Source organism: Acinetobacter sp. 826659 (assembly GCF_000588515.1).
GTDB lineage: Bacteria > Pseudomonadota > Gammaproteobacteria > Pseudomonadales > Moraxellaceae > Acinetobacter > Acinetobacter pittii.
The window spans coordinates 179,283-202,217 of record NZ_JFYD01000002.1; the positions used below are offsets into that span (position 1 = coordinate 179,283).

The following is a 22,935-nucleotide window of genomic DNA, read 5'->3' on the forward strand; positions in this document are numbered from 1 at the left end:
AATACACTTCACTTAGGGCTTTTTTATAGAAAGACTTTTTCAGGTGGTGGATCTCGTTTGAAGGCTGGTGAAATGAGTTGTCCACGACTTAGGTTTTGTACATGCTGTAAACGATTGAGCAATTCGTTTTGAATAAACAAAATACAGGTTTGTAATTTAGATGAGCTTTTGAGTCGTGATGGATAAACTGCCCAAACATCAGCATCTTGCCAATATTCGGGCAAAATGTGTTGGAGTTGACCTGTAATTAATTCATCTGCAACATCCCAAATTGATCGGAAAATAATCCCGTGGCCTTCTATGGCAAGTTGATGAATAATTTCGCCGTTATTCGAAACAAAACGTGGTTTGATATGCACTGAGACATCTTCAGAAGCATGCCTAAATTTCCATAGCACAGACGATTGATCACGCTCACTAATCGTCAAACAATCATGTGTTTGCAAGTCTTCAATGCTGTCTGGTACGCCGTGTTTAAGTAAATAGCTCGGTGCTGCGCATAAAATTCGAAAATTAGAAGCTAACTTCTTCGCAATCATGTTTGGCGCAATTTCATTACCAATTCTAATATCCAAATCAATACTGTGTTGAATCAAGTCTTTGGTATTGTCGATGGTGTCAAAATGAATCTGAAGTTTTGGATAAAGCATCATTAATTTAGACAGAATTGGTGCAATATGCTTTCTGCCAAAACCAAAGCTACTAATAATATCCATACGACCGGTAGGCGTACTGAGTGGGTTATTTACCAGTTCACAGACTTCATCAAATTCTTCAAGAATATTTGAAACTCTCTCAAGGATGAGTTTGCCATCTTCTGTCAGACTAACGTGACGCGTGCTGCGATGAAAAAGTTTGCAGCTTAACGTGTTTTCTAAAATATTAATTCGCTTGCTAATAAAAGCAGGCGAAGTCCCTAGTTCCTCAGCAGATTCGACAAAACTTTTTAGTTTGGCGACTGTGCAAAAAACCTTTAAATCCGATAGGTTAGGTAGATTGTTCACGATCCGTGTCCATTGGAGTGATAGTTCTGTTGTTGATCATTTTTGCTTAAAACATCATGTTTAAGCCATACAAGGATATTAGTCGAAGGTGTGAAGGAAGCTTATGGCAAAAAGATATAAAGTTGCCACGATTGCAGGCGATGGCATTGGTTTAGAAGTTCTACCAGAAGGCATTAAGGTTGTAAAGGCAGCAGCAGAGAAGCATGGTATTGAGCTTCAGTTAGATGCTTTCGATTGGGCAAGCTGCGATTACTACCTTGAGCACGGCAAAATGATGCCAGATGACTGGTTTGAAACTTTGCAGGGCTATGATGCAATTTATTTTGGCGCTGTAGGCTGGCCAGATAAAGTACCTGACCATATTTCACTATGGGGTTCGCTGCTCCAGTTCCGTCGCGGTTTTGACCAATATGTGAATTTACGTCCAGTGCGCTTAATGCCGGGTGTTAAATGTCCCCTAGTAGGTAAAAAACCGGGCGATATCGACTTCTACGTGGTCCGTGAAAACAGTGAAGGAGAATACTCAGCCATTGGTGGTAAGGCTTTTGAAGGAACAGATCGAGAGTTTGTTTTACAAGAAGCTGTATTTACACGTCATGGCGTAGATCGCATTTTGCGTTATGCATTTGAGTTTGCAAATCAGCGTGACGCGAAAAAAATTACAGCAGCGACCAAATCAAATGGTATTGCCGTCAGCATGCCGTATTGGGATGAACGCGTTGATGCGATGGCAAAACAATATCCACAAATTCAGGCCGATAAACAGCACGTTGATATTTTAGCAGCTCGTTTTGTTTTACAACCTGAACGCTTTGATGTGGTTGTTGCATCGAATTTATTTGGCGACATTCTTTCCGATTTAGGCCCTGCATGTACAGGAACTATTGGTTTGGCTGCTTCGGCAAATTTAAACCCAGAAAGAAAATTCCCATCATTGTTTGAACCTGTACATGGTTCAGCACCAGATATTTACGGTAAACAAATTGCCAACCCAATCGCTGCGATTTGGTCAGGTGCCATGATGTTCGAATTCTTTGGCGAAGATGATGAACGCTGCATTCAAGCAGGTCAGGACATTATGCAGGCGATTGAGAATGTATTAATTAATGGGCCAAAGACAGCCGATATCGGCGGTCAGGCAAAAACTTATGAGGTAGGAGATGCAATTGCATCGTGTGTAGCCCAAATTAAAATGGACGTGTTCGCTATGGAATAACGCCATCCAAAAATGGATGTATGGATATGGATAATCAAAACACAAAAATTTATACGGATAAAGTTCTTGCCGTAACCAGTTTACTGTTTGTATTTATTTCAGTTGCTGGTTTGGCGATTTATTCGCAAGAGTCGATCAAGATCGCTGCAACATGGATGCAGTGGACGACATCGGTATTTACCACCCCAGTATTACTGTTTGCTTTTTTAGCCATTATTTTTACTTTTGGTCTAGCTTTTAGTAAATACGGCAAAATCAAACTCGGTGAAGGAAAGCCTCAATACACCACGATGTCATGGATTTTTATGTTCATCTTGTCGGGTATCGGGTCTTCTACATTGTACTGGGGCTTTTTGGATTGGGCTTACTATTATCAAACACCTGGTTTGAGCTTACCGCCTGAGTCAGCAGAAGCATTGAAATATAGCGTGGCTTACTCGTTTTTTCACTCAGGTTTAAGTGCATGGGCAATTTATGCTTTGGCATCAATTTCTTTGTGCTACAGCTACCATGTTAGAAAAAACAAAGGCTTAAGTTTGGCTTCTGTGATTGAAGCGGTGACAGGCTTTAAATCAACAGGTGTGGTTGGGCGTTTAGTCGACTTAATGTTCTTGCTTTGCATGTTTGGTGCATTAACGATTTCGCTTGTACTCACTGCCGTGACATTTACCAATATTTTGTCTCAACTCACAGGTATCCCAAATACCTTTATGACCAAAGTCATCATTATTTTGGCAGTTTCGGTTCTGTTCGCACTTAGTTCGTATGTAGGTATGGACAAGGGCATGCAGCGTTTAAGCCACATGGTGTGCTTAGGTGTAGTGTTATTTGCGATTTATGTACTTTGCTTTGGTCCGACTCAATTCATTTTGAATAATTCATTAATGAGTTTTGGATTAATGGCAACCAACTTTGTCGACATGAGCTTGTTTACCGACCCAATGGGTGATGGCAAGTTTACCCGTGAATGGACTGTATTTTACTGGTTGTGGTGGATTTCATATGCACCGGGTGTGGCACTGTTCGTAACGCGTGTTTCTAAAGGCCGTACTATTAAAGAGGTGATCTTTGCCATGGTAATTGGCGGTAGTGTTGGTCTTTGGTTCATCTTTGGTGTGTTTGAAAACTACAGCGTTTATAGCTTTATTCATGGGGCTGTTAATGTACCGCAAATCTTAAGCCAACAGGGTGGTGAGGTTGCAATTGGTCAATTGCTCAGCCTATTACCTGCTGGAAAGCTGATGATGTGGATTTTCCTCGGCATTATGGTGGTGTTCTTGGCAGCACATATGGATGCGGTTGGGTATGCGGTTTCAGCAACATGTACACGCGGTTTAAGTGAAGGGCAAGATCCATCGCCAAATGCCCGTCTGTTCTGGTGTGTCATGCTGACTTTGGTTCCGATTGCCATGATCTTTAGTAAGGCACCTTTAGACACAATGAAAACAGCAACTATTGTGACGGCTTTACCATTCATTGTGATTATTCTGATTCAAACCTATGGCTTAGTGAAATGGTTGATTCAGGATTATGCCAAAGTCCCATCACATTTAATTGAGCAACAAGGTTATGATGATGCGGAAATTGGTTTAAACCAGACTCAAGATGAACATGCAAAACGGATGCAACTTGAGCTAGCAAGCTCAATCAAACTGGATAGAAAAACCAGCTAGAGGGAACGGTAATGACTACATGTGAACAGACCACTTATGTCTTAAGTGAAGAAATGCAAAGTCTAGTGTACTGGAACAGCATTTATTCACCAGCAGATGCAGATATTGACTCAGTCCGCGCGGCATATGACGCGATGTGCCGACACTACACTTTGCCACGTGATGACAAGTTAGATGTAGAAGATCGAGTGATTGCAAATGAAGAGCATTCAGTACCTGTTCGCATCTATTCACCAAAAACTAAACGACCTGAAGCTGGTTGGCCATGTGTGTTGTATTTACATGGTGGCGGTTGGATGGTGGGTGGCCTCGATTCACATGAGTTTATTACCAGTTATTTGTGTCAGGACCTAAATGCAGTTGTCATTGGTGTGGATTACCGCATGGCACCAGAGCATCGCTTTCCAGCAGCTTTTGAAGATTGTTTAGCAGTTTATCAATGGCTTAAACAGCATGGTTCTGACTGGCAGTTTGATAGCGGAAATATCGTTCTAGCAGGCGATAGCGCAGGCGGTAACTTAGCAGCAGCTCTTGCAGTGCATCTACAGCATAGTGGTTTACAAGCTCAAGGTCTGGCTTTGGTTTATCCGTGTTTAACTACAGCACTTGATACACCAGCCGCACAAAAGCATGCCCATGCGCCGTTACTTACAACGGAAGATATGCATTTTTATTTAAAGGAATATGCACCGAATTCACAAGATTGGCAGGATTTACGTCTAGCACCTTTATTGGCAACTGATTTTTCAGATATGCCTATGAGTTTTGTAGCCGTTGCAGAGTATGACCCTTTAAGTGATGACGGTTATTTCTTTACCCAAAAATTGGAACAAGCAGGTATCCCTAACGAGTTCCATTTAGGCAAAGGTTTGTTACATGGCAGTTTACGTCTCATGCGTGATTGCCCTGAAGTTCAACAGTTATATCAAAACGTGCTGAGTGCGATACGCCGCATGTTTGGCAGTGTCGAAAAGATATCAATTTAATATCGAGTCATTTGGACGAAAAGAATTTAATGGAGTAAAAACATGAGTGCAGTTGAAAAATTACCTGAAGATTTTTGCGCAAACCCAGATGTTGCATGGACTTTCCCTAAAGTTTTCTATACTTCATCGCAAGTTTTTGAGCATGAGAAAGAAGCAATCTTTGCTAAAAGCTGGATTTGTGTTGCACATGGCAGTGAATTGGCACAACCAAATGACTATATTACCCGTAAAGTAATTGGTGAAAATATTGTCATCATTCGTGGTAAAGATAGTGTTTTACGTGCGTTTTATAATGTATGTCCGCACCGTGGTCACGAGCTTTTAAGTGGCAGTGGTAAAGCAAAAAATGTAATTACTTGTCCATATCATGCTTGGACATTTAAGCTAGATGGTAGCTTAGCTTTGGCACGTAATTGTGATCATGTTGAATCTTTCGATAAAGAAAACTCAAGCATGGTGCCTTTAAAAGTTGAGGAATATGCAGGATTTGTTTTCATTAATATGGATGAAAGTGCGACATGCGTAGAAGACCAGCTTCCGGAATTTGCTGAGCGTTTAAATCAAGCATGTAGCGTAATTAAAGATTTGAAACTGGCAGCACGTTTCGTGACAGAAACGCCAGCAAACTGGAAAGTAATTGTCGATAATTATCTAGAATGTTACCACTGTGGGCCTGCACATCCTGGTTTTGCCGATTCGGTACAAGTTGATAAATATTGGCATACCACACATCAAAACTGGACATTACAGTACGGTTTTGCTCGTTCATCAGAGAAATCATTCAAGCTTGATCCATCTGTAACAGATCCTGAATTTCACGGTTTCTGGACTTGGCCTTGCACGATGTTCAACGTACCACCGGGCAGTAATTTCATGACTGTAATCTATGAGTTTCCAGTAGATGCAGAAACGACTTTGCAGCATTACGATATTTATTTCACCAACGAAGAACTCACTCAAGATCAGAAAGATTTGATTGAGTGGTATCGGAATGTATTCCGTCCTGAAGATTTGAACTTGGTAGAAAGCGTACAACGTGGTTTGAAATCACGTGGTTATCGAGGTCAAGGCCGTATTATGACTGACAAGCAACGCTCTGGTATCAGTGAACATGGTATTGCTTACTTCCAGCATTTAGTGGCGCAGCATCACAAATAAAACAAATGGATTTATTCAGGTGTAAAGATGATTTACACCTGACTCTTCAATTAGGAAGATGATATGTCGAGTTTACAAAGTACTGAATTATTTCAGCAACAAGCCTATATTAACGGGCAATGGCTAGCTGCACAGTCAAATGCAACGGTTCCAGTGACTAACCCAGCAACAGGCGAAGAAATTGGCACAATTCCAAATATGGGAGCGGCTGAGGCGACTCAAGCAGTTGAGGCTGCTTATACGGCTTTACAAAGTTGGAAAGCTTTAACTGCCCAAAACCGTGCAGATATTTTATTGGCTTGGTACAAACTGGTTCTCGAACATACCGATGAACTTGCTTTAATTATGACCATTGAACAAGGCAAACCTTTGGCAGAAGCGAAAGGTGAGGTGCGTTATGCTGCATCATTTATTCAATGGTTTGCCGAAGAAGGCAAGCGTATTTATGGCGATGTGATTCCAACCGTCAATAATCAGCAGCGTTTTATTATTAGTAAAGAACCTGTGGGTGTTGTGGCTGCTATTACGCCGTGGAATTTCCCAATTGCTATGATTACGCGTAAAGCAGCACCAGCTTTAGCAGCTGGATGTACGATAGTGATTAAGCCAGCAAATGAAACACCTTACTGTGCTTTAGCGATTGCGAAACTTGCCGAAAAAGCAGGTATTCCAGCTGGTGTAATTAATGTTGTTACCGGTAAATCTCAAGAAATTGGCTCAGTATTTACTTCGCATGAAAAAGTGAAGAAATTGACCTTTACTGGCTCAACGCCAGTGGGCCGTTTATTAATGCAGCAGTGTTCAAGCACCATTAAAAAATTGGCGCTTGAGTTGGGCGGAAATGCTCCTCTGATTGTATTTGACGATGCCGATTTAGATAAAGCTGTACAAGGTGCGATTTTTGCCAAGTTCCGTAATGCAGGCCAGACCTGTGTTTGTGCTAACCGCATTTATGTACATGACAATATTTATCAAGCTTTTGCCGAGAAGTTTGTACAAGAAGTACAAAAGTTTAAAGTCGGTAATGGACTTGAAGATGGTATGCAAATTGGTCCATTAATTAATGAAAAAGCAGTGTTAAAAGCACAACAGTTGATTGATGATGCAGTGAGCAAAGGCGCTAAAATTGCTTGCGGCGGTAAACAGCATGCTTTAGGACAAACCTTCTATGAGCCATCCGTTTTAACGAATGTTGATCGTACGATGGAAATTGTCCAAGAAGAAATTTTTGGTCCAGTTGCGCCGCTTATTCGCTTTACAGATGAAGCAGACGTCGTTTCTCAAGCAAATGACACGATCTTCGGTTTGGCTGCGTATGTTTATAGCGAAAATATTTCACGTTTATGGCGAGTGTCAGAACAGCTTGAATATGGAATGGTCGGTATGAATGCCACAGCAATTTCAAATGAAGTTGTACCATTTGGTGGTGTGAAACAATCAGGTGTTGGGCGTGAAGGCTCAAAATATGGTCTTGAAGAATTCATGACCATTAAATACATGTGTTTAGGGCTTTAAGGATAAGCCCTAACAACAAAAATATGCGGTAAAAGAAGGATTCTAATATGGCGAGTCATTATGAAATGTTCCCAGCGGTTGTTACTCGTGTGGAACAGCTAACCCCTTTAATCAAACGGTTTACGTTCAAACGTCAAGATGGGCAGAACTTTCCTCGATTTAGTGGGGGAAGCCATATTATTGTCAAAATGAATGAACAGCTTTCAAATGCATATTCATTGATGAGCTGTACGCAAGATTTATCAACTTACCAAGTCTGTGTTCGTAAAGATGTGGAAGGTAAGGGTGGTTCAGTGTTTATGCATGATCAGTGTAATGAAGGCTGTGAAATTCAGATTTCAGAACCAAAAAATTTATTTCCATTAGCTGAAACAGGCAATAAACATATTTTAATTGCAGGTGGAATTGGTATTACACCATTCTTGCCTCAAATGGACGAGCTTGCAGCACGTGGTGCAGATTTTGAGCTACATTATGCTTACCGCTCACCTGAACATGCGGCTTTGTTAGATGAGTTAAAGCAGAAACATGCAGAACATGTGTTTAGTTATGTTGACTCAGAAGGTTGCTCATTAAAGCTGGATGAATTGATTTCATCACAACCTAAAGGCACACATGTGTATGTTTGTGGGCCGAAACCCATGATTGATGCTGTGATTGATTGCTGTAATAAGCACCGTTACCGCGATGAATACATTCACTGGGAACAATTTGCCTCAACAGTTCCTGAAGATGGTGAAGCATTTACAGTGGTACTTGCCAAATCTAATCAAGAAATTGAAGTACAAAGTAATCAGACGATTTTACAAGCTATTGAAACATTAAATATTGATGTGGAATGCTTATGTCGCGAAGGCGTATGCGGTACATGTGAAACTGCTATTTTAGAAGGTGAAGCAGATCACTTTGATCAATACTTAAGTGATGCAGAAAAGGCTTCACAGAAGAGCATGATGATTTGTGTGTCGAGAGCTAAAGGTAAAAAACTAGTATTAGATCTTTAATATATTTCTGTGGCCGATCAATTGTTTAAAGCAAAAAGATGCTAAAAAAAGAACAAATAATGATGATCTGAATCTTATTTGTTCAATTGATGGGCATTAAGGGTTTTTACCTATTGACCTGCTATACAGAACTATAGATAATGCGCACACAGTTTACGGCTATGTAGCTCAGTTGGTTAGAGCACCGCACTCATAATGCGGGGGTCACAAGTTCAAGTCTCGTCATAGCCACCATTTTAAAAACCACGCTCCTGCGTGGTTTCTTTTTATCTATTTTTTACTCATTGAAATGTTTTTCAATTATATCAAGTGTTTTTGAGCTTTGATAAAAGGGAGCTAAAAGCGCTTGAAGTAAAGGTTCTAAAATACCGTGCTCATTAAAGGCATCCATAACCTTCGGATAAAAACGTAAAGCTTCGGTTTGTAAGTCGCTTTCAGTTAATCCAATCTCACTTAATACTTCAAATAAACTTTGATCTTTATAAAAGTCATAAAAAACTTCCACGCCATACAAAATCAGATCTTGCATAAATTGTGACTGGCGTAATTCTTTCCAGTATTCATAGATTAAAACAAAAAACTCTTCAACATCGAGAGGAGTGAGCTGTTTCATAAATTCATACATTTTTTTATGTCTAATATCTTCCCAAACATGGCGTACTAGACTTTCTAAATCTTCACTCGATAAAAGACTTAATTCTGTGAGTTGCTCATGAATAAAACTGGCAATCCAAGTTTCAAGTTTATGCTCAAGGCGTTGCTGCTGTAAAAAAGAGAATTTTTTGAGCTTATGTTGCCATTCAAAATGGTAGTCATCGACTCTAGATGCTGTTAGAAGTTTTGGTAATTTTTGTTCTAAAGTTGAGGTTGCAATGTATTGGCAAAGTTGTTGTACAGAAGGACTAGTTCTTAAAAACTGATTAAGATAATGAGGAATATGCTCCATTTCCAAAAATTTAGAAAGCCACATTTCAAACTGGTGATCAGAGACCAAATCTTGTAGCGGAATTGGAGACTTCATCGCAGATAAATAAATACGTTGCGCGATTTCCCCAATAAACTCAAGTAAACCGGCACCTAGCTGCATTTCAAAAGCATAGCGTTTCACAACGGCTTGTAGTTGTTCTAAATCAACAACCTCATGGAGCTTGATTTCATCAGCATGTTGCATAAACAGTTGAATGAACTGCTGGAAATAAATAGGTGAGTTTTCTATAGATAATTGTTTTTTGAAAAATTCCACTTGCTCAAGCAAAAGTGCTTGAGCAAGTGCTGTAGTTTTTGATGAGTTTTTCTGCTCAGTCATTCGCTGTCCAACCGTTGACAATCGGATAACGTCGTTCGCGACTAAATGCGCGAGAAGTAATTCTCGGGCCAATCGCACCTTGACGACGTTTGTACTCATTACGATCAACTAAACGGATGACTTTTTCAACAACTTCTTTATCAAAACCTTTGGCAATAATGTCGGCCTGACCTAAATCTTCTTCAATGTATGCGTACAGGATGGCATCCAATACATCATAAGCTGGTAAAGAGTCTTGGTCTTTTTGATCCGGGCGAAGTTCTGCTGAAGGTGGGCGGGTAATCACACGCTCAGGAATAACCGGAGTTTCACTTAAGCTATTACGGTATTTTGCTAATTCAAACACGATTGTTTTATAAACATCTTTTAGAACCGCAAAGCCACCAACCATATCGCCATAAAGCGTACAGTAGCCAACTGAAAGTTCAGATTTATTTCCTGTGGCAAGGACTAAATTACCGAACTTGTTTGATAAACCCATAAGCAATGTGCCACGAGCACGCGCTTGTAAATTTTCTTCAGTTGCGTCAGCTGGTGAATTACCAAAGAAAGGATACAGGGTTTGCATGAAGCTATTTACGATTGAGTGAATTTCAGCAATACCGAAAGTTACACCCATACGGCGGGCTTGTTCAGCCGCATCTTCTACACTAATTTGAGAAGTGTAAGTATAAGGCATCATTACAGCTTGGACTCTTTCAGCACCGATTGCATCAACAGCAATCGCAAGTGTAAGGGCAGAGTCGATACCACCAGAAAGACCCAAAATCACACCAGGGAAGCCTGAGCGTTCTACATAGTCACGAGTTGCCATGACTAAACCTTGATAGATCTCAGCAAACGTTTCTAATGCAGGAGCAGATTCAGTGACTTTATATAACTTTGTATCACGGTCAAATTCAGCAATATAAATGTCTTCTTTAAAGCTTGGAGCTTGTAAAGCAATTTCACCATTTTGATTGCTGACAAAACTTGTGCCATCAAAAATTAAATCGTCTTGTCCGCCCACTTGGTTAACGTAAACAATATTTAGATGAAGTTGTTTTGCAAGTTCACTTAAGGTCTGTATACGGTGTTGTGGTTTGCCGACTTCATATGGTGATGAGTTGAGTACAAGAACTGTATCAACATTTAATTGGCTCAACTGTTTGACAGTGCTAATTGACCAGATATCTTCACAGATTAATACACCAAACTTATGCCCAAGATATTCGAAAACTAAGTGCTGATGGCCTTTTTGGAAATAGCGTTTTTCATCAAAGACGCCATAGTTTGGTAAATTGTGTTTGTTAAAAACACCCAAAACTTGACCGTCTTTCATGACAGCAGCAGAATTATAACGTTGACTATCTTCTGTCTGGTTTACGAACCCGAAAACCATAACAATATCTTTAACTTCGGCAAGTTGTGCAAAAGCCTTTTGCATACGTTTATTTAAATTTGGACGTAACAATAGATCTTCAGCTGGATAACCAATAACAGAAAGCTCGGGAAAAATAATCAGGTCAGCGTCTTGTTTTTTCGCCTGATTTACTTGCTCAATCATCTTTTGGGTGTTTGAGTCAATATTGCCAATATGCGGAGAAAACTGAGCAAGGGCAACTTTAAAACTTTTCATTCAAACCTAATCCTAGATCATAACGAATATAGATACACACAGTGTTGATTTTTATGAATATAATTTTTCAACGATGTGTATGATACGATAGTAAACAATTAAAATAGTAAACAAAAATGTCAAGATCAATAATATATACCAATCCCATATTTTCTGCGTAAAAATAACGAGATTTTCTGTATAGAATAGAAACAGGCTTCATTATTTTTATTGTTTGTATACTGCCTTATCACACGCTAATTTGGAATAAGTCTGTTCTATTTTTTTCAATAATTTGAATTGAATAAGCGCACTTTTATAGTTTAGATAAGTATTTCTGATTTATAAGAATTCTCATTTACATTACGCAAAAAATGTTACGTTCAAAGCGAGATTGATTATTTAGTTACAAATGAAGTTGAGGTGAACAGATAATATTTGGGATTTTTCCAGAGCAAATGTCGCGCGCAATTTCGCCTTGCTGTTCAATATTATACGTACTAAATGCCTTGTCAGGGTGATAGGTGTATTTGTAGGGATTGTAACTTTTAAAGCTTAGGTAATAGGCTGATTGTAATAAAGCACCTTTAAATAGTACATGAATGCCTTTTTGATATTGCATGACATGGGTGAGTTCGTGAATAAAAATACCCTGCATAAACTTAGATTCTAAAGCGTAATTTTCACTGTAATCAGCAGGATTGACATAAATATTCCCATTTGGGGCCATGAAAATACCGCAACTCTGCCAAGGGAGGTAGCGCGTAGCAATAATTTTAGGCCGTTCGCAATCAAGCATGTCACCGAAAACCATTTGCGCTAATATTTTTTCTTGAGCAGTCAAATGTCTAATCGGATAGTTTTTTAGGTGACGGAAAATAAAAAGTGTAATAAGAATAAATGGTGTATGGATTAAGCGTTTAAAGGCATTAAAATTTAGCATAGCTTTGCCATTAAATGAGTTCATCTATTTCTTTAGCATAGTATAGATTAGGTATTGCTAAATAAAGAGGTAGGGTATTGATTAATTTTATAGTTCTGTTTTGAAAAATATAATTGTTTGAATAGATTGTGCATTTTATTAGGATGAATAAAAGAATTCTTGGATAAGAAAAGCAAAAGCCCCAGTTAAAACTGAGGCTTTACAACAACTAAAATCACAACAGCAAATAAAATTAAGGTTGGCATTTCATTAAAGAATCGCCAGAACTTATGTGATTTATAGTGAGCATTTCCGATGAGCTTTTTACGATAATAGCCACATACCAAATGATAAATCACTAATAAAGCCACTAATCCAACTTTGAGGTAAAACCATGTGGCTTGATGGTAATGTCGAGTTGCATCACCCCACTCTACAAGGAAATGGGCGGTAATTAATGTAGCAATCATTGAAGGCCACATAATTCCACGATACAACTTGCGTTCCATTACCTCAAAGCGTTGATGACTTGCAGCATCTTCACTCATAGCATGATAAACATATAGACGTGGTAAGTAGAACAAAGCAGCGAACCAGCAAACCACGGCAATAATATGTAATGCTTTTACCCACAAAAAAGCATCAGAAGGTGCATCCATCGATAATCCTAGGTGGGATTATGCATCCCACTTCTTGAAAATAAGGCAAGCGTTAACACCGCCAAAGCCAAAACTGTTACTCATTACAGTATTCAATTTTGCATCACGTTTTTCAAGTACGATATCGAAAGGTTTTGCGCCTTCATCAAGTTCAGTCACGTTGATGTTTGGTGCAATAAAGTCATTTTGCATCATTAGCACAGAGTAAATAGCCTCCTGTACACCAGCTGCACCCAAACTATGACCTGTCATAGATTTGGTTGAGCTAAGAGGAGGTACGTTACCTTCACCAAATGCACGTTCCATTGCTTTAAGTTCTGTAATGTCACCAGCTGGAGTAGAAGTACCATGTGTATTTACATAGTCAATTTTCTCTACGCCATGTTGCTTAGCTTCTTCAAGTGCCATTAATACACAACGTGTAGCACCTTCACCACTTGGAGCAACCATGTCCGCGCCATCACTGTTCGCAGCATAACCTACTACTTCAGCTAAAATGTTCGCACCACGTGCTTGCGCGTGCTCAAGTGATTCAAGTACTACGAAACCACCACCGCCAGCAATAACGAAGCCGTCACGGTCTGCTGAATATGGGCGAGATGCTGTTTCTGGAGTGTCGTTATATTTCGAGCAAAGTGCGCCCATTGCATCAAACAATAAACTTTGAGACCAGTGATCTTCTTCACCGCCACCAGCAAGCATAAGGTCTTGTTTGCCAAGTTGAATTAAGTTGTACGCATAACCAATTGCATCTGCAGAAGTTGCGCAAGCACTTGTAATAGTATGTGAAATACCTTGTAGCTTAAATGCAACACCTACGTTTGCAGTAATGGTGTTTGACATGTTACGTGGTACAAAGAATGGACCCACTTTACGTGCGCCTTTAGTCTCTAATAATTCTGTCATTTCAACAACAGAAGCAGTTGAGCCCCCACCTGAACCACCTGCAATACCATAACGTGGATTACCAGCAAGTTGTTCAGGAGTAAGGCCTGCATGTTCAACTGCAGCTACAGCAGCGTTGTATGCATACATCGCACATACGCCCATGAAGCGTTTTAATTTACGGTCGATATTATCAAAGTCTTGTTCTGCAGCAGCGCTGACATGACTTTTAAAATTGAGTTCAGCATAAGTTGGGTTAAAACGTGTCCCGGAGATTCCATTTTGAAGTGAATGAGTAACTGCTTCTAAAGAGTTACCGATACATGAGTTAATACCCATACCAGTGATTACAACACGTTTCATCTACAGGTCCCTTTATGGTGATATTTAAGAGTCTATCGTGTTCAACAGCTATGAAAATGAATAGGAGAATATAGCTGTAAGAAGACGGGACTCATGTTTTTCGTTGTTAACATGATAGCAGAAAGGATTTTTATTTCTTATGGCAAATCTTTATGACAATTTTACATTTAAAAAAAATAACCAAATACATAGTATGTTGCATTTAGGGTTAACTAAAATACACACATTCAAGTTGAGATAAATCCACATTCCACCTAGTATTTATCTCTAATTAGATAAATTAAAAAATCGAGGTACTTGATGACAAAATTTAATAATAATCAATCTGACAATTTGTTTTCTCAGGTCTTCGGAGTGGCTAAAAAGCTCAGTTCTACAGGATTGAGTATCTTGCAACAGAACCAATCAGGTGACGTCAGTAAGGTAATTGAACCAATCCCAACTGGAAAAACTGTTGAAGGTAGATCGAGAACAAAAAGCCCATTTGAAGTTGAGCAATATGAAAGTCCTCAACAAATGCTAAGAGAACATTTACCAAAAGTCACACGTCAGGTATTTGGTCGACATTTTAAAAAAGTAAATGGTGTTGCTACATTTCTTTCGCCAGATTGGGATGAAAAAATCTCAGGCCACTTATTTAATTGGTTAAATGACTTTAGTTCAAAAAGTACCTTAACTGAAAAAATCCTAGAAGAAGCGGGTGCTAAAGATTTATTTGAATTAACTAAAGATACAGGTCGTTCTCAACGTCTAAGTCAGGCGCTTATAGAACAAAATAAGCTCATTGCGACTGTACAAGGTGCAATTACAGGTGTATCAGGCGTTGTTGGTGCAGCTGTAGATATTCCAGTTTCATTGGTTTTGGTTTTAAGAACTATTTACCAGACAGGAAGGTCACATGGCTTTGATCTGCTGGAGGTAGCAGACCAAGATGTTGTTGAGTTTATTTTTAAAGAAGTTGATATTAGCTTGATTGCAGAGAAGCAAACTCTCTTGTTGGCTTTAAAAACATTACGAAATATGTTGGAAACTCAAGATATTCATCAATTTCAGCAAGTATTAGGATCAACCACAGATATAGATACTTTAAAGAACTGGTTAACAGATGAAGAAGGGGAGTTTAAATGGGAATGGTTAAATCGTATTCCTAAACTTTCAGCTTTTGGTAAGTTTACCCCAGTTGCAGGGGCTGTTTTAAGCGCAGTATATAGCTGGAAATTACAAGAAGATGTAGGACATAAAGCTCAGGCGATTTTTGGAGCTGCAAGACATTATTTAAATGAACATCCAAGTGAGCATTTATCTCCGCTACAGGCTTATTATGCTGCGGTTACACTCATTCAAAAAGCAAGCCCAAGACTTTTAAATGTAGGTGAAGATGGCAATATTCATGCTGCTCATCATCATAAAGTAGAAAATCACGAGGTAATCTCGAAAGTATCTATTGTGTTAAAACCTACAGAAAGCGAAAAAAGTGAAGAGAAAGTTCAGGAAAATGTTCATAAGGGCTTAGAAAAACTTGCTGATAAACATGTGACAGAACATGAGCATACTGAACAAAAGCCTGCTCTAACTCCAGAGGATGATGATGAGATATTGGAAGATAAAAAATACTCTTAACAATACGCTTACAAAGTGAAGGTTTAAAAAGTAAAAATAGCCTCTATTTAAATTTGTAAATCGTGCTGTCAAACATTGATATGGTCAACATTTGGTAAGTATTGCCGTGTTGACCATTTTTGCATCTTGGCTTACAATTATGTGCCCTTAAAAAGAGGTATTTTCTTTTTAAGGTTTTTTAATAACGGGAGAATTGCCATATGGCAACAACGAATCAGTTGATCCGTAAGGGTCGTACGACTTTGGTTGAAAAATCCAAAGTTCCTGCGTTGAAGGCTTGTCCACAACGTCGTGGTGTTTGTACACGTGTTTATACAACTACACCTAAAAAACCTAACTCAGCTATGCGTAAGGTTTGCCGTGTTCGCTTAACTTCAGGTTTTGAAGTATCTAGCTACATCGGTGGTGAAGGTCATAACTTACAAGAGCACAGTGTTGTTCTTATCCGTGGTGGTCGTGTTAAAGACTTACCGGGTGTACGTTACCATACCGTTCGTGGTTCATTAGACTGTGCTGGTGTTAAAGATCGTAATCAATCACGTTCTAAATACGGTACTAAGCGTCCTAAGAAGTAATTCTAGGAAACTAGTCGAATAAGCCCTTTAGCGTTTCGCTTGTTTGAATTCTTCATAGATTTGTAATTCAAGCGACGTATAGTAAGGCCAGCGTCGTGTACATGACACTTGTACAAACTGCTGGATCATCCTGAAGTGTCATATTATTAGGTGTATTAAAATGCCAAGACGTCGCGTAGTCGCTGCTCGTGAGATCCTTCCAGATCCAAAATTTAGCAGCCAAACAATCGCTAAATTCATGAACCACGTAATGCAAGATGGTAAAAAATCTATTGCAGAAAGTATCGTTTACGGTGCTTTAGAACGCGTTCAAGAAAAAAACAAAGTAGACCCAGTTGAATTTTTCGAGACTACTCTTGAAAAAGTCCGTCCTATGGTTGAAGTAAAAGCACGCCGTGTTGGTGGTGCTACTTATCAAGTACCTATGGAAGTACGCCCATCCCGTCGTACTGCCTTAGCTATGCGTTGGTTAGTAGATGCTGCTGCTAAGCGTTCTGAAAAAACGATGGCTTTACGTCTTGCTGGTGAGTTGCTTGATGCAGCTGAAGGTAAAGGTGCAGCAATCAAAAAACGTGAAGATGTGCACCGTATGGCTGAAGCTAACAAAGCCTTCTCTCACTACCGTTTCTAAGCGGATAAAACAGGCCTTATTCAGGAGAATATTCATGCGTACAGCAGCTCGATTCAACATTGCTCTCTATCAAAGTGGGGGCTTTGCAGGTATTTAAGTTGCCTGTTTGGATATTCGCGCGCATCAATTTAATTGGTGCGTCCTGTTTTAAATATAACATTTAGGAATGTAGACATCATGGCTCGCCAAACCCCAATTACTCGTTACCGTAACATCGGTATTTCTGCGCACATTGACGCAGGTAAAACAACTACAACTGAACGTATTTTGTTCTACACAGGTGTATCTCACAAAATTGGTGAAGTACACGACGGTGCAGCAACAATGGACTGGATGGAACAAGAGCAAGAGCGTGGTATTACAATTACCTCTGCTGCTACGACTTGTTTCTGGTCTGGTATGGGTAACCAATTCGAACAACACCGTATCAACGTAATTGACACCCCGGGACACGTAGACTTCACAATCGAAGTTGAACGTTCTATGCGTGTTCTTGACGGTGCGTGCATGGTTTACTGTGCTGTAGGTGGTGTACAACCTCAGTCTGAAACTGTATGGCGTCAAGCGAACAAATATAAAGTGCCTCGTTTAGCATTCGTGAACAAGATGGACCGTACTGGTGCAAACTTCTTCCGTGCTGTTGAGCAAGTTAAAACTCGTTTAGGTGGTAATCCTGTTCCTATCGTTGTGCCAATTGGTGCTGAAGATACATTCCAGGGTGTTGTTGACCTTATCGAAATGAAAGCGATTATCTGGGATGAAGCATCTCAAGGTATGAAGTTTGAATATGCTGATATCCCAGCTGACCTAGTTGATACGTCTAACGAATGGCGTACAAAAATGGTTGAAGCTGCGGCTGAAGCTTCTGAAGAATTAATGGACAAGTACCTAGAAGAAGGTGATCTTTCTAAAGAAGACATCATCGCTGGTTTACGTGCTCGTACATTAGCTTCTGAAATTCAAGTAATGCTTTGTGGTTCTGCGTTCAAGAACAAAGGTGTTCAACGTATGTTGGATGCTGTAATTGAATTCTTACCATCGCCTACAGAAGTTAAAGCGATCGAAGGTATCCTTGACGACAAAGACGAAACTAAAGCGTCTCGTGAAGCATCTGACGAAGCTCCGTTCTCTGCGCTTGCGTTCAAAATCATGAACGACAAATTCGTAGGTAACTTAACATTCGTACGTGTTTACTCTGGTGTTCTTAAACAAGGTGATCCGGTTTATAACCCAGTTAAAGCTAAGCGTGAACGTATCGGTCGTATCGTGCAAATGCATGCGAACGAACGTCAAGATCTTGATGAAATCCGTGCAGGTGATATCGCAGCGTGTGTAGGTCTTAAAGACGTTACAACTGGTGATACATTATGTGATGAGAAAAACATCATTACTCTTGAGCGTATGGAATTCCCAGAGCCAGTAATTTCATTGGCTGTTGAACCAAAAACTAAAGCAGACCAAGAAAAAATGTCTATCGCTTTAGGTCGTTTGGCTAAAGAAGATCCATCGTTCCGTGTTCGTACAGACGAAGAATCTGGTCAAACAATTATTGCTGGTATGGGTGAACTTCACCTTGACATCATTGTTGACCGTATGAAGCGTGAATTCGGTGTTGAAGCTAACATTGGTAAACCAATGGTTGCTTACCGTGAAACGATCAAAAAGTCTGTTGAACAAGAAGGTAAGTTCGTACGTCAAACTGGTGGTAAAGGTAAGTTTGGTCACGTATATGTACGTCTTGAACCGCTTGATGTTGAAGAAGCTGGTAAAGAATACCAATTCGTTGAAGAAGTTGTTGGTGGTGTAGTACCTAAAGAATTCTTTGGCGCGGTTGACAAAGGTATTCAAGAACGTATGAAGAATGGTGTATTGGCTGGTTACCCTGTTGTTGGTATTAAAGCGACATTATTCGACGGTTCTTACCATGACGTCGACTCTGACGAATTATCGTTCAAAATGGCAGGTTCTTATGCCTTCCGTGATGGTTTCATGAAAGCGGATCCTATCCTTCTTGAACCTATCATGAAAGTTGAAGTAGAAACTCCAGAAGACTACATGGGCGATATCATGGGTGACTTAAACCGTCGTCGTGGTATGGTTCAAGGTATGGACGATCTTCCTGGTGGAACAAAAGCAATTCGTGCAGAAGTTCCTCTTGCTGAGATGTTTGGTTACGCGACTCAAATGCGTTCTATGTCTCAAGGTCGTGCGACTTACTCTATGGAATTTGCTAAATATGCTGAAACTCCACGTAACGTGGCTGAAGGCATCATCGCTAAATTCCAAGCTGGCGGTAAAAAAGGTGACGACGAGTAATCTTTCGATTACTATAAGCCCAAACTAATTTCTTAGTTAAAAACCAAGTGCTCATGGGGTGACCCTCCATGAGTAGTTTATAAAGGAAGATCATCATGGCTAAAGCCAAGTTTGAACGTAATAAGCCACACGTAAACGTGGGCACAATCGGTCACGTTGACCATGGTAAAACAACTTTAACTGCTGCGATTGCAACAATTTGTGCAAAAACTTACGGCGGTGAAGCGAAAGATTACTCACAAATCGACTCAGCACCTGAAGAAAAAGCACGTGGTATTACAATTAATACTTCACACGTAGAATACGATTCTCCAATTCGTCACTACGCGCACGTTGACTGCCCAGGCCACGCCGATTACGTTAAAAACATGATTACTGGTGCTGCTCAGATGGACGGCGCGATCCTTGTGTGTGCTGCGACTGACGGTCCAATGCCACAAACTCGTGAACACATCCTTCTTTCTCGTCAGGTTGGTGTACCTTACATCATCGTATTCTTAAACAAGTGTGACCTTGTTGATGATGAAGAATTACTTGAATTAGTAGAAATGGAAGTTCGTGAACTTCTTTCTACTTATGACTTCCCAGGTGATGACACTCCAGTTATCCGTGGTTCTGCGCTTAAAGCGTTGGAAGGCGATGCTGGTCAATATGGTGAGTCTTCAGTTCTTGCTCTTGTTGAAGCGCTTGACTCTTACATCCCAGAACCAGAACGTGCTATCGATAAAGCATTCTTAATGCCAATCGAAGACGTATTCTCAATTTCTGGTCGTGGTACTGTAGTAACAGGCCGTGTAGAAGCTGGTATCGTTAAAGTTGGTGAAGAAGTAGAGATCGTTGGTATTAAAGATACAGTTAAAACAACTGTAACTGGCGTAGAAATGTTCCGTAAACTTCTTGACGAAGGCCGTGCAGGTGAGAACTGTGGTATCTTACTTCGTGGTACTAAGCGTGAAGACGTACAACGTGGTCAAGTACTTGCTAAACCAGGTACAATCAAGCCGCACACTAAATTCGACGCAGAAGTATACGTACTTTCTAAAGAAGAAGGTGGTCGTCACACTCCATTCTTAAATGGTTACCGTCCACAGTTCTACTTCCGTACAACTGACGTAACTGGTGCGATCCAATTACAAGACGGCGTTGAAATGGTTATGCCAGGCGACAACGTTGAAATGTCAGTAGAATTAATCCACCCAATCGCAATGGACCCAGGTCTACGTTTTGCGATCCGTGAAGGTGGTCGTACTGTAGGTGCTGGTGTTGTTGCGAAAGTAACTGCATAATCACTTTCAGTGAAAAAAAAGCGCTCTTTTTAGAGCGCTTTTTTTATACCTAATTGTCTAACAATCACTATAAAGGCTGGCCCTAACTGATATTTCAATGTCCTTATTTCCCCTTAATCCTTTTTATTAACTTTGTATGATAAGAATCAAGAAAACGAACAATAAAGTTTGAGTAACTAGGGTTACTTATTAAGGAGCTTTGGGTATGAATGCTAAAGTGAATATTACGAATCGTGCAGGTGCAAGCTTTCCAGTACGTCGTATGAATTTTGACTTTAATGATGTACCAGAATATTGGATGAATGGTTCTGCTGGACTCACACACTTTATGACTGCATTGTCAGCACTGTTTCCCGCTGGTGAGAAATTCTTTATAGATAGTGTAAGAGCAGTACGTTATCACCCAGCTATTAAAGATGATGAAGCGCTCCAAAAAGAAATTAGTGCTTTCATTGGGCAAGAAGCAATGCATACTCAAGAGCATGTAAACTTCAATGCTTCTGCTCAAAAGTTTGGTCATGATGTAGAAACGTTAGAGAAATTTACCGATACGGCAATTCAAACAGCCATTAAAACTTTTGTAAAAATTGTCAAACCTTTCGGTATGACAAAAGAAATGGTTGACTTGACTGCTACAACGGCTCTTGAGCATTTTACCGCTACTATTGCTTCGCAATTATTGGTCAATAAGCACATTCAAGAGCTTATGACAGATGAGACAATGTCAACAATGTGGTATTGGCATGCGATTGAAGAAAATGAGCATAAAGCCGTAGCTTATGACGTGTACGAAGGTGTGTTTGGTAAAGGCATAAAAGCTTATGCGTTACGAACCAGTTCTTTGGTATTTGCTATGACTTTAATCTTTTTGATTCAGTCATCTTTCGTGCTTCGTTTATTAAAGCAAGATAACAAGTTGAATTTAAATGAACTATTAGTAATTTATAAATACGGATATAGCCCATCTAAAGGTATTATTAGTGGTATGGCTAAAGAAATGTTAGCATACTTTAAACCTGGCTTTCATCCAAATGACCTAGATACCGTTGGTCTATTGAAAACATGGAAAGCAAAATTAGGTTTATAGATTTAATTCATGATCTGTAAAGGGCCGATAGAGGCCCTTTTTTATTTTTCTACAACTATTTTAAAGAGATCATGGAGCAAATATTGCACCTTTATGTATCTATGAATGACCTCATCTGATATTTCTCTGTCCTCATCTGCACTTAATTGGTACATCGAAAGACGTATGATTATAAATATTAAGAAAATAAATAAAGTTATATGTGAATTAGCTATTCACTTAAAAGGAGTCTGAGATGAATGCTAAGGTAAATATTTCCAATCGTGCTGGCGCTAGTTTCCCTGTGCGTCGTATGGATTTTGAATTTGCTCAGGTCCCACGTTATTGGGCAAATTATGATGCAGCATTAACACATTTTATGACAGCATTATCGGCCCTTTTCCCAGAAGGTGAGCAGTTCTTTGTAAATAGTGCGCGTGCTGTTCGAAATGATCCAAAGCTTGCTGATCCAGATATTCAAAAAGAAATTAGTGCTTTTATTGGTCAAGAAGCGATGCACTCCAAAGAGCATTTAGCATTTAATGCTTCAGCACAGGCTTATGGTTATGATGTGCGTCATATGGAAAAGCAAACAGGAAAAGTCATTAAGATGGGTACAGCTGTTGTAACCAAATTAATGAAACCTTTTGGCTATACCAAAGAAATGATTGATTTGACTGGAACATGTGCACTAGAACATTTTACATCGACCATTGCAGCTGAACTTTTACAAAATCCTGAAATTCAGGCTATGTTCCAAGATGACACTATGTATCATTTATGGATGTGGCATGCAGTTGAAGAAAATGAACATAAAGCTGTCGCATTTGATGTGTATACAAGTATGTACGGACAAGGTCCGAAAGCTTATTTTATGCGTTCAACAGCCTTGATTATTGCAATGGCATTAATCTTCGCAACTCAGTCTTATTTTACTGCTAAGTTACTCAAGACTGACAATAAATTAACTTGGAAAGATACCAAATACATGCTTAAGTTTATGTATGGTCGTAAAGGTTTTATGACTCGTCAAATTCCAGAATTGCTTGATTTTTTAAGACCAAAATTTCATCCAAATGATTCTGATACCACAGCATTGTTGGCAACTTGGCGTGAAAAATTAGGTCTTTAACAAATACTGAAAAAAGGGACA

19 protein-coding genes and 1 tRNA gene are annotated in these 22,935 nt (G+C 39.6%); 14 read left to right on the plus strand and 6 right to left on the minus strand.

Going from position 1 to position 22,935, the window contains the following annotated elements:
- Positions 1 to 23 precede the first annotated feature (23 nt).
- On the minus strand, positions 24 to 1,004 hold the full coding sequence (locus J663_RS05365; protein ID WP_005803192.1) for a LysR family transcriptional regulator: 981 nt from the start codon (positions 1,002 to 1,004) through the stop codon (positions 24 to 26).
- 103 nt (positions 1,005 to 1,107) lie between these two features.
- On the opposite strand from J663_RS05365, the gene J663_RS05370 reads away from it, so the two are divergent.
- The 7 genes from J663_RS05370 (at position 1,108) to J663_RS05400 (ending at position 8,790) form a co-directional block, all read left to right on the plus strand.
- A complete protein-coding gene (locus J663_RS05370; protein ID WP_005803190.1) occupies positions 1,108 to 2,220 on the plus strand; it encodes a tartrate dehydrogenase in 1,113 nt (370 codons plus the stop codon).
- Positions 2,221 to 2,240: 20 nt separating this feature from the next.
- Positions 2,241 to 3,893: a BCCT family carnitine transporter gene (locus tag J663_RS05375; protein ID WP_081404629.1), complete on the plus strand. Its 1,653-nt coding sequence runs from the start codon at positions 2,241 to 2,243 to the stop codon at positions 3,891 to 3,893.
- 11 nt (positions 3,894 to 3,904) lie between these two features.
- Positions 3,905 to 4,879 carry an alpha/beta hydrolase gene (locus tag J663_RS05380; RefSeq protein ID WP_033848322.1) on the plus strand — a complete coding sequence of 325 codons (975 nt, stop codon included), beginning with the start codon at positions 3,905 to 3,907 and terminating at the stop codon, positions 4,877 to 4,879.
- A gap of 42 nt (positions 4,880 to 4,921) precedes the next feature.
- A complete protein-coding gene (gene cntA, locus J663_RS05385) occupies positions 4,922 to 6,037 on the plus strand; it encodes a carnitine monooxygenase subunit alpha (RefSeq protein WP_033848324.1) in 1,116 nt (371 codons plus the stop codon).
- 63 nt (positions 6,038 to 6,100) lie between these two features.
- Complete coding sequence (locus J663_RS05390) at positions 6,101 to 7,552, plus strand: NAD-dependent succinate-semialdehyde dehydrogenase (RefSeq protein WP_033848325.1); 1,452 nt, start codon at positions 6,101 to 6,103, stop codon at positions 7,550 to 7,552.
- A gap of 47 nt (positions 7,553 to 7,599) precedes the next feature.
- Complete coding sequence (cntB, locus tag J663_RS05395) at positions 7,600 to 8,556, plus strand: carnitine monooxygenase, reductase subunit CntB (RefSeq protein ID WP_033848326.1); 957 nt, start codon at positions 7,600 to 7,602, stop codon at positions 8,554 to 8,556.
- Between the two features lie 157 nt (positions 8,557 to 8,713).
- A tRNA-Met gene (locus tag J663_RS05400) sits at positions 8,714 to 8,790 on the plus strand.
- A gap of 43 nt (positions 8,791 to 8,833) precedes the next feature.
- Here J663_RS05400 and J663_RS05405 read toward each other — a convergent pair.
- From J663_RS05405 to J663_RS05425, 5 genes are all read right to left on the minus strand, one after another.
- On the minus strand, positions 8,834 to 9,862 hold the full coding sequence (locus tag J663_RS05405; RefSeq protein ID WP_033848328.1) for a hypothetical protein: 1,029 nt from the start codon (positions 9,860 to 9,862) through the stop codon (positions 8,834 to 8,836).
- A complete protein-coding gene (locus J663_RS05410) occupies positions 9,855 to 11,480 on the minus strand; it encodes an NAD+ synthase (RefSeq protein WP_033848330.1) in 1,626 nt (541 codons plus the stop codon). The genes J663_RS05405 and J663_RS05410 overlap by 8 nt, the downstream gene beginning before the upstream one ends.
- 385 nt (positions 11,481 to 11,865) lie before the next feature.
- Positions 11,866 to 12,426, minus strand: coding sequence for a hypothetical protein (locus J663_RS05415; protein ID WP_033848332.1), 561 nt, complete (start codon positions 12,424 to 12,426; stop codon positions 11,866 to 11,868).
- A gap of 161 nt (positions 12,427 to 12,587) precedes the next feature.
- Positions 12,588 to 13,040 (minus strand): protoporphyrinogen oxidase HemJ, encoded by a 453-nt coding sequence (gene hemJ / locus J663_RS05420; RefSeq protein WP_002120291.1) that lies wholly within the window; start codon positions 13,038 to 13,040, stop codon positions 12,588 to 12,590.
- An 18-nt stretch (positions 13,041 to 13,058) separates the two neighbouring features.
- Positions 13,059 to 14,288, minus strand: coding sequence for a beta-ketoacyl synthase N-terminal-like domain-containing protein (locus J663_RS05425; RefSeq protein ID WP_014205967.1), 1,230 nt, complete (start codon positions 14,286 to 14,288; stop codon positions 13,059 to 13,061).
- 300 nt (positions 14,289 to 14,588) lie between these two features.
- Here J663_RS05425 and J663_RS05430 point away from each other — a divergent pair, with 300 nt between their 5' ends.
- The 7 genes from J663_RS05430 (at position 14,589) to J663_RS05460 (ending at position 22,914) form a co-directional block, all read left to right on the plus strand.
- A complete protein-coding gene (locus tag J663_RS05430) occupies positions 14,589 to 15,908 on the plus strand; it encodes an EcsC family protein (RefSeq protein WP_002120376.1) in 1,320 nt (439 codons plus the stop codon).
- A gap of 200 nt (positions 15,909 to 16,108) precedes the next feature.
- On the plus strand, positions 16,109 to 16,483 hold the full coding sequence (gene rpsL / locus J663_RS05435; RefSeq protein WP_002050319.1) for a 30S ribosomal protein S12: 375 nt from the start codon (positions 16,109 to 16,111) through the stop codon (positions 16,481 to 16,483).
- Positions 16,484 to 16,643: 160 nt separating this feature from the next.
- On the plus strand, positions 16,644 to 17,114 hold the full coding sequence (gene rpsG, locus J663_RS05440) for a 30S ribosomal protein S7 (RefSeq protein ID WP_001138055.1): 471 nt from the start codon (positions 16,644 to 16,646) through the stop codon (positions 17,112 to 17,114).
- A 177-nt stretch (positions 17,115 to 17,291) separates the two neighbouring features.
- Positions 17,292 to 19,430 (plus strand): elongation factor G, encoded by a 2,139-nt coding sequence (gene fusA, locus J663_RS05445; protein WP_002120436.1) that lies wholly within the window; start codon positions 17,292 to 17,294, stop codon positions 19,428 to 19,430.
- A gap of 95 nt (positions 19,431 to 19,525) precedes the next feature.
- Positions 19,526 to 20,716, plus strand: coding sequence for an elongation factor Tu (tuf, locus tag J663_RS05450; RefSeq protein ID WP_005065785.1), 1,191 nt, complete (start codon positions 19,526 to 19,528; stop codon positions 20,714 to 20,716).
- A 205-nt stretch (positions 20,717 to 20,921) separates the two neighbouring features.
- Positions 20,922 to 21,803, plus strand: coding sequence for a metal-dependent hydrolase (locus tag J663_RS05455; protein WP_033848334.1), 882 nt, complete (start codon positions 20,922 to 20,924; stop codon positions 21,801 to 21,803).
- 235 nt (positions 21,804 to 22,038) lie between these two features.
- A complete protein-coding gene (locus J663_RS05460; RefSeq protein WP_033848338.1) occupies positions 22,039 to 22,914 on the plus strand; it encodes a metal-dependent hydrolase in 876 nt (291 codons plus the stop codon).
- The last annotated feature ends 21 nt before the right edge of the window (positions 22,915 to 22,935 follow it).